The 14,536-nt window shown below is 54.7% G+C and carries 15 protein-coding genes; 9 read left to right on the forward strand and 6 right to left on the reverse strand.

Features of this window, described 5'->3' with window-relative positions; all coding sequences use genetic code 11:
- Window positions 1-217: 217 nt before the first annotated feature.
- Window positions 218-934: an N-acyl homoserine lactonase family protein gene (locus tag D7S44_RS14295; protein ID WP_120455917.1), complete on the reverse strand. Its 717-nt coding sequence runs from the start codon at window positions 932-934 to the stop codon at window positions 218-220.
- 198 nt (window positions 935-1,132) lie between these two features.
- On the opposite strand from D7S44_RS14295, the gene D7S44_RS14300 reads away from it, so the two are divergent.
- On the forward strand, window positions 1,133-1,534 hold the full coding sequence (locus D7S44_RS14300; RefSeq protein ID WP_120455919.1) for a VOC family protein: 402 nt from the start codon (window positions 1,133-1,135) through the stop codon (window positions 1,532-1,534).
- Window positions 1,535-1,881: 347 nt separating this feature from the next.
- A complete protein-coding gene (locus D7S44_RS14305) occupies window positions 1,882-2,658 on the forward strand; it encodes a COG4705 family protein (RefSeq protein WP_120455921.1) in 777 nt (258 codons plus the stop codon).
- Between the two features lie 90 nt (window positions 2,659-2,748).
- Here D7S44_RS14305 and D7S44_RS14310 read toward each other — a convergent pair whose 3' ends face one another.
- Window positions 2,749-3,267 (reverse strand): GNAT family N-acetyltransferase, encoded by a 519-nt coding sequence (locus D7S44_RS14310; protein ID WP_120455923.1) that lies wholly within the window; start codon window positions 3,265-3,267, stop codon window positions 2,749-2,751.
- An 88-nt stretch (window positions 3,268-3,355) separates the two neighbouring features.
- Window positions 3,356-3,901 (reverse strand): helix-turn-helix domain-containing protein, encoded by a 546-nt coding sequence (locus D7S44_RS14315; protein ID WP_371315488.1) that lies wholly within the window; start codon window positions 3,899-3,901, stop codon window positions 3,356-3,358.
- 102 nt (window positions 3,902-4,003) lie between these two features.
- Between D7S44_RS14315 and D7S44_RS14320 the strand changes: the two genes are divergently transcribed.
- Together D7S44_RS14320 and D7S44_RS14325 are read left to right on the forward strand one after the other, a co-directional pair.
- Window positions 4,004-4,669, forward strand: a complete 666-nt coding sequence (locus D7S44_RS14320; RefSeq protein ID WP_120455927.1) for an AzlC family ABC transporter permease — start codon at window positions 4,004-4,006, stop codon at window positions 4,667-4,669.
- Window positions 4,666-4,989 (forward strand): AzlD domain-containing protein, encoded by a 324-nt coding sequence (locus D7S44_RS14325; protein WP_120455929.1) that lies wholly within the window; start codon window positions 4,666-4,668, stop codon window positions 4,987-4,989. Before D7S44_RS14320 ends, D7S44_RS14325 begins: the two co-directional genes overlap by 4 nt.
- On the opposite strand, the gene D7S44_RS14330 is transcribed toward D7S44_RS14325, so the two are convergent.
- The 3 genes from D7S44_RS14330 to D7S44_RS14340 form a co-directional block, all read right to left on the reverse strand.
- The gene (locus D7S44_RS14330) at window positions 4,971-5,516 is read right to left on the reverse strand and encodes a GNAT family N-acetyltransferase (protein ID WP_120455932.1); all 546 of its coding nucleotides are present in this window, start codon (window positions 5,514-5,516) and stop codon (window positions 4,971-4,973) included. The two genes, D7S44_RS14325 and D7S44_RS14330, sit on opposite strands and share 19 nt — an antisense overlap.
- Window positions 5,517-5,586: 70 nt before the next feature.
- Window positions 5,587-6,423: a glycosyltransferase family 32 protein gene (locus D7S44_RS14335; protein WP_158591257.1), complete on the reverse strand. Its 837-nt coding sequence runs from the start codon at window positions 6,421-6,423 to the stop codon at window positions 5,587-5,589.
- A 138-nt stretch (window positions 6,424-6,561) separates the two neighbouring features.
- Window positions 6,562-7,515, reverse strand: coding sequence for a glycosyltransferase family 32 protein (locus D7S44_RS14340; protein ID WP_120455936.1), 954 nt, complete (start codon window positions 7,513-7,515; stop codon window positions 6,562-6,564).
- A 288-nt stretch (window positions 7,516-7,803) separates the two neighbouring features.
- On the opposite strand from D7S44_RS14340, the gene D7S44_RS14345 reads away from it, so the two are divergent.
- The 5 genes from D7S44_RS14345 (at window position 7,804) to D7S44_RS14365 (ending at window position 14,533) form a co-directional block, all read left to right on the forward strand.
- Window positions 7,804-8,700, forward strand: coding sequence for an alpha/beta hydrolase (locus tag D7S44_RS14345; protein WP_158591259.1), 897 nt, complete (start codon window positions 7,804-7,806; stop codon window positions 8,698-8,700).
- A gap of 46 nt (window positions 8,701-8,746) precedes the next feature.
- Window positions 8,747-9,439, forward strand: a complete 693-nt coding sequence (locus D7S44_RS14350; protein WP_120455941.1) for a DJ-1/PfpI family protein — start codon at window positions 8,747-8,749, stop codon at window positions 9,437-9,439.
- Window positions 9,440-9,915: 476 nt separating this feature from the next.
- On the forward strand, window positions 9,916-12,627 hold the full coding sequence (locus D7S44_RS14355) for a cation-transporting P-type ATPase (RefSeq protein ID WP_120455943.1): 2,712 nt from the start codon (window positions 9,916-9,918) through the stop codon (window positions 12,625-12,627).
- Window positions 12,628-12,734: 107 nt separating this feature from the next.
- Window positions 12,735-13,013: a cupin domain-containing protein gene (locus tag D7S44_RS14360; RefSeq protein WP_120455945.1), complete on the forward strand. Its 279-nt coding sequence runs from the start codon at window positions 12,735-12,737 to the stop codon at window positions 13,011-13,013.
- A gap of 320 nt (window positions 13,014-13,333) precedes the next feature.
- Complete coding sequence (locus D7S44_RS14365; protein WP_120455947.1) at window positions 13,334-14,533, forward strand: M20 metallopeptidase family protein; 1,200 nt, start codon at window positions 13,334-13,336, stop codon at window positions 14,531-14,533.
- Window positions 14,534-14,536: the final 3 nt, after the last annotated feature.

Here is a 14,536-nt window from a genome sequence, read left to right on the forward strand (position 1 = left end):
TCGAAAGAAAAGCGGCGATCATCACATGATTCTCGCTCAATATTCGTAACCAGTAAGCGCATACCCTGAATCACTTCAAAGTGTAATTCTCAGGGTACGAATGACTATATTTCGCTTAAAGCGGACTGTTCATTAGTGTCATACTGACGAGTACATGAAGCGGACATCGCAAATATAGAGTGCTTCAATAAGCATGCAGCGGTTCATAACATAAAATCTACTTATAAAAAGCCGGAGAAAGACGCAACGAGGCCCATTGTTCAGTATCATGCCCGTAAACAACAATCGCCACATTTTCGCTTTCAGCCAGGTCTGCAATTTTCTGCGTGCTCCTTCTGATGCCCGGTTCATCATCCATATCAGTGATATATATCTGTCTTGTAGCTGCATCTGCCATTGAATGATGCATAACAGCGTCGGCGGCAAGTAAAACGGTTCCTGTTTCAGGAAGTCGCACCAGAAGGGACTGGTGACCAGGAACATGCCCGCTGGTTTCAAGCAATATAACTCCCGGTAAGAGCTCATAATCTCCTTCGATCAGACGATACCTGAGGGCCGGATGGTCCCAGAATCTCCGATTCGCTTTAAAGCGGGGGTGCCCATTTTTGGCCAGTTCGTAATGCTTTTTTTGAATGATGAATTCTGCATTGCAGAATAAATCATGATTGCCGGAATGGTCTTCATCGAGATGAGTGCAAATGAGGTAGTGGATATCGGCTGGATACATGCCGATAGCCTGAAGCCGGGCAGTGACTCTATCTTCAGGCCTGATTTCAACTGTAAGGCCGGGCGAATTTACTGGTGTATCTACAAAGGAACGAGGCCAGCCAGTATCAACCAGGATATTTATTCCGTTATCTGTCTGAATCAAATAGCCAGGTACAGGTATATTGCCCGGCTGCATAGTACCCAGGTAAAGCATATAGAGGCGCATGTGATGTTCTCTTATTTTTAACGATATGTTCAAAATAGAAGAGAAAATCCCTGAATGGGGAAAATTCGATTATTCTTCCAGACAGACTGCATCGTCATTTTCGCTATTGCCTCAGTGAGGCAATAGACGGTGACTAAGGCTCTTTTGTGATAAAAGAGATAGCTGAACAGCTATGCCTGAAACCTGACGGAGCAGAGAATGAGAACGCAGAAGCGATGCATGGGATATGTGGCCGTAGTAGTTGATGACTACGATCGGGCTATTGAGTATTACACGGAAAAGCTGGGCTTTACCCTCGTTGAGGATACGCCGCAGCCAGGGAAACGCTGGGTAGTAGTTACACCAAACCCGACAAGCGACTGCAACATTCTTCTGGCCCGTGCCTCAAACGAGAGGCAGGAGAACTTTATCGGCAATCAGTGCGGGGGGCGGGTATTCCTGTTTCTCCAGACTGATGACTTCTGGCGTGACTACAATGCTATGAAAGCAAAAGGAGTAGAGTTTTGTCAGGAGCCACGCGAAGAGGCGTACGGTACGGTCGTTGTATTTAATGACCTCTACGGCAACCGCTGGGATCTTTACCAGAACAAGCAGAGCTAAGCCTTTTTATCGGCTACGCCTTAAAAGTGGAGCATCCGCGCTCAACGGCGGAGCATACCCGCTCCGCCTACGAATGACAGAGGGCCGCCAGGACATTAAGTCTTTAAATGCTGATTAGCGCATTTTTAATACAGCGCCAGGCTCTCTGTTCTTTTCATACGGTTTCAGGGCAACACAGCGCCCGTCGCTCATGTTTATTACTTACCTTTCCGCTGACCCACAAATAACGGGCAGAGCCAGAACGCAATTTTTTCAATACATTCATCCTGCTTAATCTTTGCTTAAGAATATTCCGATAATGTGCAATCTGCGTTAGCCCATTTCGGGCTTTTCCGGAGCCTACCACTATGCAAAATAAGAGCACAGACTCGCTGTCCCTGAGTAAAGTCCCGGCTGTTACCCTTACGTTCTGGTTAATCAAAATCGCTGCAACTACGCTGGGTGAAACCGGCGGCGATGCGGTGACCATGTCGATGAATCTGGGATACCTTACCGGCACACTGATTTTCGCCATTATCTTTTTAGCCGCTGTCGTAGTGCAGATTAAAAGCCATAACTTTAATAAATGGATCTACTGGTTTACTGTGGTTGCCACTACCACCGTCGGCACCACGCTGGCGGATTTTGCCGATCGTTCATTAGGGGTAGGTTATCTGGGCGGTACGCTGCTGCTGAGCACGCTACTGATGCTCTCTCTGTTTATCTGGCGCATTGCCTGCGGCACCATCGCGGTGAGTTCTGTGAACAATGGTGTAACGGAAATCTTCTACTGGATCACCATTATGTTTTCACAAACGCTGGGTACTGCATTAGGTGACTGGACCGCAGACAGCGAAGGACTGGGCTATGACGGCGGAATTTTGCTGTTTGTTGGCGCCCTGACTATTATCTGGGCCGTCAGCCGCTTTACTTCATTTTCACGTACTGCGCTCTTCTGGGCCGCCTTTATTTTAACCCGCCCACTGGGCGCGGTAGTCGGCGATTTTCTGGACAAGCCCATTGCAGCAGGCGGACTTGCGCTGAGCCGCTACAGCGCCTCACTGACTCTGGCGCTGGCTATCATTGCTTTTCTCTGGCTGCTGCCACAGCGTCCGGCAATGAAAACCGCGACGGCAGATTCATAAAAAGCGCCAGCGGCAGATGTGCAGCTATAAAAAAATTTAAAGGGCCGCCAGCGATGGCGGCTTTTATTTTAGTCTGTGGTTAAAGCAGAATTACTCTGGCGACGTGCTGTCGCCTTCACCAAGCTCACGCTGCATAAAGTGAGTATCCAGCCAGCGGCCATGCTTAAATCCTACTGCTTTTAGCACGCCGGTTTCGTGAAAGCCGAGCGCGCGATGCAGCCCAATCGACGCCTGGTTGCTGTTACCTGCGATCACGGCAACGATCTGACGAAACCCGCGCGCTTCGGCGAGACGGATCGCTTCCGTTAAAAGCGCACGGCCTGCGCCGCGACCGATGCATTCAGGATCGAGATAAATAGAATCTTCCAGCGTAAAACGGTAGGCGTAACGCGGTCGATAGGGCGCAAGATAGCAGTACCCAATCACTTCATTCTCTTCCAGCGCCACCAGCCAGATCCCGCCTTTTTCCAGCAGCGTGCTTAACCGGTTTTGCATCTCTTCGACGTCGGGCGGCTCGGTTTCAAAGGTGGCGCTGCCGTGAAGAACATGCCAGGCGTAAATATGCTGAATAGCGGGAACATGGTGGGCTGTGGCGGGAATGATGTGCATAGCACCCTCGAAATCGACCTTGATTGCGCCATATTACACCTGCGACAGCTTGCTGACAGCAGAGCGGGTCAGAGGAAAAAGTGATGGCTCAGCTGTGCTCCATCACCAGCACCGCCAGCGTATCCGGCTCCAGCGCGCGAAAGATATGTTCTTCATCGCCGGCGTAACAGATGTAATCGCCGGGATACAGTTCGACAGGCGACGTTTTTGGTCCGACCAGTGCGCGGCCCTGCGTAACGATCAGGTGTTCGATGGTGCCGGGCGAGTGCGGCTGTGAGCTACGCTCGCTGCCAGGCTGCGTATTGAGCAGATAGATATCGCGCCGCGCGCCAGGCGGGCAGGTCGCCAGCAGTACGGCCTGGTAGTCCGCCAGCTCCGCCGTAACGGTCGGCCCTTCGCCGCGGCGGATAATCTGCATCCGCTTCTCTTCCGGCTCCATCAGGCGCGCAAACGGAATATTCAACGCGACGCACAGCGCCCAGAGCGTTTCTATGCCGGGATTGCCATTGCCTGCTTCCAGCTGTGAGAGCGTAGACTTTGCAATACCGGCGCGTCGGGCAACTTCAGCCAGTGAAAGGCCGGCGCGCTGACGCTCACGCACCAGGCTATTGGCAATAATTGTGATCGGGGTCACGTTCACTCCTGTTTCCTGAATCGAACGAATCGTTCGCATTGTAAAACGATCCTGCAGCGTTCATTATAATGGAAAACTCGTTCGTTATAAGAAGGATTTGTTATGCAGATGCGTCGCATCCCGTTAAGCCGGGAAGTGATTAAAGCCATTATTCTGGTCTGTCTGGCCGATGGCATTGTCGGCTTATCCTACGGCTCGCTGGCCAGTGCTGACGGGTTCCCGCTCTGGGTGCCGGTGGCGCTGTCGACGCTGGTCATGGCGGGCGCTTCGGAATTTCTCTTTATCGGCATTGTGGCGGGCGGCGGCAGCCCCATCACCGCAGCGCTGGCGGGGCTGCTGGTGAATGCGCGCCACCTGCCGTTCGGCATAGCGGTCAAAGATCTGGTGGGGGCAGGCGCGCGCGGTCTGTTCGGCTGCCACATTATGAATGACGAAAGCGTGGTATTTGGCATTTCTCAGTCAACGCTGGCGCAGCGCCGAAGCGCATTCTGGCTGTGCGGTCTTGGTATTGCATTGATCTGGCCGTTTACGGTTATTACTGGCGCCGCCATCGGTCAGTTGATTCCCAATGTCTCTGCCATCGGCCTTGACGCCGTTTTTCCAGCTATTTTGATTGCGCTGATCTTCCCGGCGCTGCGTCAACGCCGGACGCTGATCCCGGCGACAGGCGGCGCGCTGCTGTCGATAGCGGCGACGCCCTTTGTTCCGGCGGGCATGCCGGTGCTCTTTTCACTGCTGGGATTACTGACGTGGAGGATGCGCAAATGAGTCATCAGGCGCTGATTATTGCGGGTATCGCGCTGCTGGCGTCGGGGACTTATCTGATCCGACTGGCAGGCGTTAAGCTCGGCAATCGGTTGCCGATCGCCGAACGGACGCAAACCATGCTGTCGGATGCGGCGACGATACTGTTGCTGGCGGTCGCGTCGACCAGCACGCTGTTTGAAGGCCCCCATTTTGCCGGCATGGCACGCGTGCTGGGCGTGGCTTTCGCTGTTTTTCTCGCCTGGCGTAAAGCCCCGCTTATCGCCGTTATCATCGGCGCGGCCCTGATGACAGCCGCGTTACGCTACTTCGGCGTGCCCTGAGCGGCGCGCCATTGCGCCAGCGTGATTTGAAAAGTCAGGCTGGCGGGCGCATCGGGCACATCGTAAACGTGCCCGTTTACCGCAAACCCCGCTTTTTCCAGTACGCGCTGCGAGGCGAGATGGTCTGGCCGCACCGCGGCGTCTATCACTTCTAAACCGCACTCTTCAAAGCCATAACGCACCATAGTGCGCGTAAATTCCGTTGCCAGGCCTTGCCCCCAGGCGTGCGTCGCCAGCCGATAACCCAGATTATTAACCGGTTTGCCGCCAAATTCGCGCAAGCTAAAACCGCCAAAGCCGATAGTCTCATACGGCGCATACCGCAGCGTCAGTGCCATATTGCCAAAGCCGTGCTGCTGCCAGTGCATAATCCAGCGCGCCAGCAGCTGCTGCGCCTCGTCCAGGTTAGCCAGCGGCCCGGCGGGATTAAAGGTATTGGTGGCCGGATCGCCATAAATACGCATCAGCATATCCCTGTCCTGCACGCTAACCGGGCGCAGGACTAATCGTTCGGAAATTAACTGCATTTTTTAACCCTGTAACGGCGATGACCGGCTGTCATCCGCACATCAGCATAGCCTGTTATAACGCGCTGCGTTAAGAGGCGCTGCGCTGCAGCAGCAGTTTCCCCATCACGCTGTCGCGCTCAAGAATATTCAGCCTGCGCACCAGAGGCAAAAAGCGACGATCATCGTTGGTGAGTTTGATCAGTCTGGGATGCGTAGCCGGTTCGCGAACGCAAAGCAAAAACAACGACATCTTCAGGCTGTCCCACTGGAAAACGTCCTGATAGAAGAAGGCGGAACTTTCGCACTTTTTCAGGTAGCAGCTGAAGCCGGGCTGCTCGCGCATCACGATCTGACAGAGAAAATTAATAATGATATAGCTGCCGCGATTGATGCCCTGGCGGATTTGCGCAAAATCGCTGCGCCGGGTGATTTGCGTATAGTAGTCATCAATACCGATCTGCGTAAGCGGCATAATCAGCTCCAGCCAGCGGGTGATAAAAGCATTGCCGGGCGGGGAGGCGAGGAACCAGGCTTCCACCACGGGAAAGGCTTTATCCACCGTAGTGCCGTCGCTGTAATAGCCGACGATATCGTAACCGCCGCGCTGATGCACCCATGAGAAATCCTGATAAACCAGCGTCGAGCTGTCTACCCAGATGCCGCCATACTCCTTCAGCAGGGCGAGGCGGATGACATCGCCTTTATGCGACATGCCAATCTGCGCGTAGTCAAAGCGCAGCCACGGCAGAAAATCTTTTACGGATTCACGATTCAGCAGATGAATCTGGTGGTCAGGATTCATCTGCGCCATCCTGGCGTGAAACGCCTGGATAAAGTCAGGCGGGGTAATGTCGTCCCAGTACATCCAGATCACTTTCGGAACAGACGGAGCATTCACGCTGTTCTGCCGGCCAATATCCTTCACGTCGTTCTCATGCGCCTCTGAATAGGCGAGATCGGGAAAACGAAAAAGGTGAAGTTTATATAAAACATAAAGCAGAAGAAATTTCGCTGTCCTGAGATGTCGTTTCAGCTTTTCCATTTTTATTATCCTGCTTATGGATTAAGAATTCTGCTGTTCCAGCATTAATTTCCCCAGGATGCTTTCCGCATCCAGGATACGCAGTTTACGAGCCAGCGGTAAAAACTGGCGATCGCTGTTGGTCAACTTAATCAGTTTTGGATGCGTCGTCGGCTGGCGCGTACAGAGTAAAAACAATGACATCTTCAGGCAGTTCCACTTAAAGACGTTCTGATAATAGAAGGCCGAGGTTTCACACTTTTTCAGATAAAGGTTAACGCTTTCCGTTTCACGCATGGCTATCTGACAGAGATAATTTGTCGTCAAATAGCTGCCGCGCGGGATGCCCTGTTTAATGCGCTCAAAGTCTGGGCGATCTTTAATACGATTGTAATAGTCATCGACGCTGATTTTCGTCAGCGGCATGATCAGCTCCAGCCAGCGGCTGACAAAGCCATTTTCAGGCGGGGCGCACATAAACCAGGTTTCGATCACCGGGAAACGCGCATCCTGCGTATTCGCCTCGCTGTAGTAGCCCACCATATCGTAGCCGCTGCGTTCATGCACCCAGCTAAAATCCTGATAGACCAGCGTCGAGCAGTCGACCCAGATGCCGCCGTAGCGTTTAAGCAAAGCAAGACGAATAACGTCGCTTTTATGCGCCAGTCCGATACCCTGAAAATCAAAGTGCAGCTCAGGAAGATATTTTCTCAGGCTGTGACGGTCGAGCAGAATTATTTCATGCGCCTGATTTATCGCCTTCATTTTTTTATGGAAGGCCATGATATGGTCAGGCGGATTTGGACTGTCCCAGAACATCCAGATTATTTTTGGGATGGTGGTTTTATCGCTGTCATGTCTGGTGAGAATATCTAATGCCTCATTCTCATCCCTGTCTGAGTAGGCGAAGTCGCTGAATTTGAATAATCTCAGGCGAAACAACGCGTAAAGGCATAAAAAGCGCACAACCCTTATCTGGTATTTAAGGCGATCCATTTCACAACCTCTGATTAATGGCCTTGCTGGTGTCGGTTGAAAGGAACGTCGGCGCACGCGTGCTGACAAACGTCCGGCATCAAAATAAATAAAACTCTGGTCGAATGCTGAAATTTAACGATCTGTGAAGTCGATTCGCAATCCCCGACCCGGTAAATCAGAGTTTAGCTATCGGCTCTTATAAGCAGGGATAAAGCAATGCTGCGCGGGTTATTGAGAAAGTTTCTTATTAGCATAGTTGATTTGTTAGTATGGCGAATCATTTTAACCGCTCAGGAAGGCGTTTACTTGAATATCCCCTCGACGTTTTTCTCTGCTGCGCTACTGGCGATCGGCGTCAGCTTAATCCCGGCGACGCAGGCGAACGGCAGACCGCTGATGGAACCTCTGGGCGACAATATTGCCGATCGCGGCTCGGCGTTTTACCGGTTCAGCATAAAGACTTTTAGCTCTGCCGACGGTCTGCGCCACTATAAAGTGTGGCTCGGCGTGCCAAAACAGACGCCACCGCCGAAAGGCTTTCCGGTACTGTTTATGCTGGATGGCAACGCGGCAATGGCGCGCCTGAGTGAGGATCGCCTGAAGCAGTTAGCGGGCAACAGGCCGCCGATGCTGGTCGCAGTAGGCTATGACACCAGGCTGCCGTTCGACGTGCGGGCGCGGGCGCTGGACTACACGCCGCCCGGCGGGCAGCCGGGCGATCCAGGGCAGGAACGCTATCCCGGCGGCGGAAGTCATGCTTTTCGCAATCTGCTGCTGAACCAGATTATCCCCTGGACAGAGAAACAGGCGCCAGGCGATCCGCAGCGACGCGCGCTTTGGGGCCACTCTTATGGCGGCCTGTTCGTCATGGATACGCTTTATCACGCCAGCGGATTCACCCACTATTTCAGCGCGGCACCGTCGCTCGGCTGGCGGCATCAGCGCATTGTCGAACTGGCGCAGCAGGTGCCGCCTGGCGCTTTAAACGGCAAAACCCTCTATCTGATTGAGGGTGACGGGCAGAGCGATCGCGGCAAGGAGCGTAACGCAGCGCAGATTGACAAGGCTCACCGCACGCTTATCGCCAGGCTACAGAAGAGCGGCGTCAGGCTGCATCAAATACGTTATCCTAGTCAGACGCACGGCGAGTTGCTGCCGTCATCGCTGGATGCGACGCTGAATATTATCTCCGGCGCGGAATAAATCGCGTATTGTTCTTATCACCCGCTCTCTGCTAAGGATCGCTATCATGACAACGCCTCTGCATATCGGTTTACTGCTTTTCCCGGACGTGACGCAGCTTGACCTCACGGGTCCTTTCGAAGTTTTCGCCCGCACGCCTGGCGTGGTGTGCCATCTGATCTGGAAAGAGATAAAGCCGGTGCGATCCGATCGCGGCCTGATGCTGGTGCCTGACTGCACGTTTGACAACTGCCCGCCACTTGATGTGATCTGCGTACCGGGCGGACCGGGGCAAATCGCGCTGATGTCTGATGAGGAAACACTGAGCTTTTTGCGGCGGCAGGCGCAGCACGCGCAGTTTATTACGTCTGTTTGCACAGGATCGCTGGTACTGGGCGCCGCAGGTTTGCTGCATGGTTATCGCGCGACTTCGCACTGGAGTTCACGCGATCAGCTGGCGCTGTTAGGTGCCGAACCGGTCGAGGCGCGCGTCGTGCGCGACCGCAACCGGCTGACCGGCGCGGGCGTCACCTCCGGCATCGATTTTGCCCTGACGCTGGTGGCGGAGATACGCGGAAACGACGTCGCTCAGGCGATTCAGCTGCAAATGGAGTACGACCCCGAGCCGCCGTTTCATGCCGGATCGCCGCAGTCAGCCACGCCTGAGCAGCTCACGACCGCCCGCTCGCAGATGGCGGATTTCATCGCCACCCGACGTCGCGCAACGGAACGCGCGGCACAACATCTCTCACGGGATTAGTAAATAAAAAGAGGAGGGTTAGCCAGCTGGCTGGTCCTCCTGTAAATAAAGCGCTGAGTTTTAAAGGTTGTTTATCTGCTGTTTATCCGGCAATAAATTCCCGCCCGTTTAAATACACAAAAGCAGTGTGGTTATTTTTCCAATAGTCTTTGCGCCGGTAAAATAAACGGCGATCAGAAATAAAATATCTGGCTCACAAAAAATGATCAACGACGTAATAGGTCAGCCATCTCTCGGCGCCGTTGACGACATCTTTTAATGCTAATATTTTGATTTTTAAGTAGTTAATTAAATTTAACGCGAATGAATTTCTGTGTGAACCGGATATGGTTGAAAAATTAATTCGCCACCCGTGTCACGACATTAAAACTACAAAAATATGACCTGAATCAGTATCAGATTATTTAACCTGTCGCACTATGCTGGCCCATTAATTTAACTGCGCCCATATCGCCGGTTTCCTGTACGGAGTGAAAATGAATAACGACCGCAAGACATTGCAAAATGCCGCTGCAAAAGCGCGGCCGTGGTATCAGCATCAAAGCGAAGACGTTTTCGCCGAGTTTCAGAGTTCTCCGCAGGGGCTTTCCACAGACGAGGCGCAGGCGCGTCTGGCGGCGCACGGCCCTAACACGCTGCCGCTAAAGAAAACGCAGCCGGCCTGGCTGAAGTTTCTGACTCACTTCAACGATATGCTGATCTATATTCTGCTCGCCGCGGCGGTGATTACGGCGTTGATGGGCCACTGGGTCGATACCTTTGTCATTCTCGGCGTTGCTGTCATTAATGCTTTTATTGGCTTCATTCAGGAAAGCAACGCCGAGAAGTCATTGAAGGGCATCCAGAATATGCTCTCGAACGACGCCGTGGTGATGCGAAGCGGCGAGATTATGCGGGTGCAGGGCGAGGCAATCGTCCCTGGTGATGTGGTTATGCTGCGGCCCGGCGATCGCATTCCTGCGGATCTCCGGCTGTTTGAGGTACATAACCTGCGCGTGGAGGAGGCGATTCTGACCGGTGAATCCACCGTGGTCGCGAAAAGCAGCGATGCGCTTGAGGGCGAAAAAGCGCTGGGCGATCGGCTGAACCTGGCTTTTTCCGGCACCACCGTCAGCTCGGGCACTGCCGCCGGCGTGGTTATTGCCACCGGACGCGACACCGAGCTGGGGCACATTAACGATATGATGAGCCATATCGAAACGGCAAAAACGCCGCTGCTGCAGCAAATCGATAAGCTGGGCAAAGCGATTTTTGCGGTAATCCTGCTGATGATGGCCGGACTCTTTATCTTCGGTTACCTGCTGCGCGATATTCCGCTGGCCTCGCTGGCGCTGTCGGTTATCAGCCTCGCGGTCGCGGCGGTGCCGGAAGGGCTGCCCGCCATTATCTCCATTATCCTTTCGCTGGGCGTGCAGTCGATGGCGCGCAAACAGGCGATCATTCGCAAGCTACCGACGGTCGAAACCCTGGGCGCAATGTCGGTGATCTGTTCTGATAAAACCGGCACGCTCACCATGAATGAGATGACGGTGAAAGCGGTCGTGCTGGCGGAAAGCCAGTGGCGCGTCAGCGGCGACAGCTATGAGCCTGCGGGGGAGATCCTGGCCGAAGCACCGCACAGCGCGCTTTCCGCAGCGCAGCATCCGGTTATGGCGCGCTTTCTCGCTACTATCGACATCTGCAACGAGAGCCAAATCCAGCAGGATGCAGCAGGACGCTGGCGCATCGTCGGCGGGCCGACCGAGGGAGCGTTGAAGGTGCTGGCGGCGAAAGGGGGCGTGGCGGCGCAGGGGCAACAGCTCGTCAGCAAGCTACCCTTCGACTCACTCTATAAATATATGGCGGTAAGCGGCGAAGCGGACGGGGAGGCCTGGGTATTGATGACGGGTGCGCCGGACGTGCTGCTGTCGCTCTGTGCGCATCAGCAGACTTTAAGCGGTCCCGAGCCGCTGGATCGTGCTTACTGGGATGCCGCCATTACCCGCTACGCCAGCGAAGGGCTGCGCACCGTGGCGGCGGCCTGGAAGCGCGTGCCGAAAGCGATCGCCTCGCTGGATCAAAACGATCTGCGTCAGGACATGGTGCTGCTGGGCCTCGCCTGCATGATGGATCCGCCGCGACCGGAAGCCGTTGCGGCAATTGATGAGTGCCAGCAGGCGGGCATCCGCGTCAAGATGATCACCGGCGATCATCAGGAAACCGCGATGGCGATAGGGAAGATGCTGGGCATCAGCAACAGCGACAAAGCCCTGACGGGTCACGATCTGGAACATATGAGTGACGGCGAGCTCTCTGAGGCGGCGCGCCAGTACGACATTTTCGCGCGTACCAGCCCGGAGCATAAGCTGCGCCTGGTAAGGGCGCTGGCCGCCAGCGGCGAAGTGGTCGGCATGACCGGCGATGGCGTAAACGATGCGCCTGCGCTGAAACAGGCCAGCGTCGGTATCGCGATGGGCATTAAAGGGACGGAGGTGACGAAAGAGGCCGCCGATATGATCCTTGCCGACGACAACTTCGCCACTATCGCGGCCGCGGTAAAAGAGGGACGCCGGGTCTACGATAACCTGATAAAAACGATCTTGTTTATTATGCCGACCTGCCTGGCGCAGGGACTGCTCATTATTATCGCTATCCTAATGGGGAATTTGCTGCCGCTGACGCCCGTCCAGATCCTGTGGATGAATATGGCGACCTCCGCCACGCTCTCTTTTGGTCTGGCGTTCGAAGCGGCGGAAGCGAATGTTATGCGGCGACCGCCGCGCGACGTTAGCGCGCCAGTAATGGACGGGTATGCTATCTGGCGCATGGTCTTTGTCGGGCTGCTGATTTCAGTTAGCGCTTTTCTACTCGAAGCCTGGCTGCAGGTGCGCGGCTATGAGCCGGAATTTATCCGTACCGTTTTATTACAGACGATGGTGACCGCGCAGTGGGTCTATATGTTGAACTGTCGCAGCAACGACAGCTTCTCGCTTGATCGCGGCGTGCTGAAAAACCGCGGCATCTGGCTGGTAAGCGGCGTGCTGGTGGCGTTACAGGCGCTGATTATCTATCTGCCGCTGATGAATACGCTGTTCGGTACGCGTCCGCTGCCGTTTAAATACTGGCTAATCGCCTTTATTGTCGGCGCAGCGATCTTTGCTGTCGTCGAAACCGAAAAGCAGCTTACCCGCCGCTGGCGTCGCGGCTGAATCCCGCTGGAAACGCCCTGGAAACAGGGCGTTTTACCGACTGGCCTGAGCGGGATGCCGCAGTTATGCTTGTTTCAGCGCATTTTCACTACCTTAAGGGTGATCCCATGCAAGAACAGATATTTCGTGAGCAGCTCAAAGCGGCGGGCTTTACCGAGCTGGTTATCGTGAAGCGTGAGCCGCACGGCGTGCTGGAACGTCATTGCCATCCGTTCGAAGCCAGGGCGCTGGTGCTTGACGGCGAACTGACCATCCATACTGATGCAGGTGAGCAACGTTATCAGCAGGGCGACGTTTTTCATCTTGCGCTGAATCAGCCCCATTCCGAGATCTTTGGCGCGCAAGGCGTACGTTATCTGGTGGGCCGCAAACCGGTCATTCTTTGAGGCTATACTGCTATCGCACCGTGCCGCGTTCGTCAGCAGAGCACTGTTGGCTGGAAATCAGCGGCTTTGTGCAGTAACAACATCAGGCATTGTGATGACCGGCGAGGGATTATTAATAATCTTTCTGATCCGCTGCATTCACATCCATATTTGCCACTTTTTGTTTTAATTTATTGAAAGTAAATGCTTTTTCATAAAAAGCCGCGCGTTGCTTTCTGCTTTGTGCTGTGAATAAATAAAGCCAGCAAACACAATAACATAGCCAGCGGCCCGATCCGCTGCGCCCACAGCCCGCCAAAAGGGCACTCTGCAGGCGAATCATGACTGATAAAAAAGCAATGCTGGCCGGGGACATTAGCGCCAGAGTGGCAGATATTGAACCGCACCTGATCGCCATACGGCGCGATATTCATGCCCATCCAGAGCTCGGCTTCGACACGGTGCGTACCGCTGACATCGTCACGGCCTGGCTGCGGGAGCACGGATTAACGCCGCAAACGGGCGTCGGACGAACCGGCGTGGTGGCCGATATTATCGGCGCGCAGCCGGGTAAAACGCTGCTGCTGCGTGCCGATATGGACGCGCTGCCGATCCAGGAGCAGACCGGCCTGCCTTTCAGCAGCACTATTCCAGGTAAAATGCACGCCTGCGGACACGATCTGCATACCGCGACGCTGCTTGGCGTCGCCGCCATCCTGCCACATTACCGCCAGCAGTTAGCAGGCAGGGTGCGGCTGATCTTCCAGCCGGCTGAGGAAACGCCGGAAAGCGGCGCGGAAGCGATGATCGCCGACGGCGCCGCTGAGGGCGTTGACTGGGCCGTCACGCTGCATAACAAACCGGAACTGATGACCGGGGAAGTGGCCCTGACGCGCGGCGGCAGTACCGCGTCGAGTGACGAGTTCGACGTGCGGGTGTATGGCGTCTCTACGCATGCCGCGCGGCCCCATATGGGCGTCGATCCTGTCGTTGCTACGGCGTATCTGATCGGCCAGCTGCAAACGCTGATCTCGCGTGAACGCGATCCCGCTCACTCTGCCGTGCTGACTATCGGCCATATTCAGGGCGGCACCACCCATAACATTATTCCTGACAGCTGCCTGCTTCAGGGCACCATTCGCACCAAATCGCCGCAGGTGCGCGCTGATATGGAAGCCTCCTTCCGACGCGTATGTGAAGGGGTCGCGCTGGCGATGAACGTGCGCATTGAGGTTGACTATCTGCGCGGCGTGCCGCCGCTGATGAATGACGATCGACTGATTGATGCACTGGAAAACATCCTTTCCCATCAGTTTGGCAAACCCATTGTCGCGAAACCGAGCGACAGCTTCGGCGCGGAAGACTTTTCACTCTTTACCGAGCGCGCGCCGGGCTGCCAGATCCATATCGGTTCTGCCACGCCGGGCCGTAACGATCATCTGCATAACTCCGACTATCAGCCGGATGAGCGCAGCATTGCCGTCGGTACGCAGGCGCTGGTGCGCCTGGCCGTCGATCTGCTTACTAACAATAACAATTGAGGA

Origin of the sequence: Pantoea piersonii (assembly GCF_003612015.1) — a bacterium.
In the GTDB taxonomy this organism is placed as follows: domain Bacteria; phylum Pseudomonadota; class Gammaproteobacteria; order Enterobacterales; family Enterobacteriaceae; genus Pantoea; species Pantoea piersonii.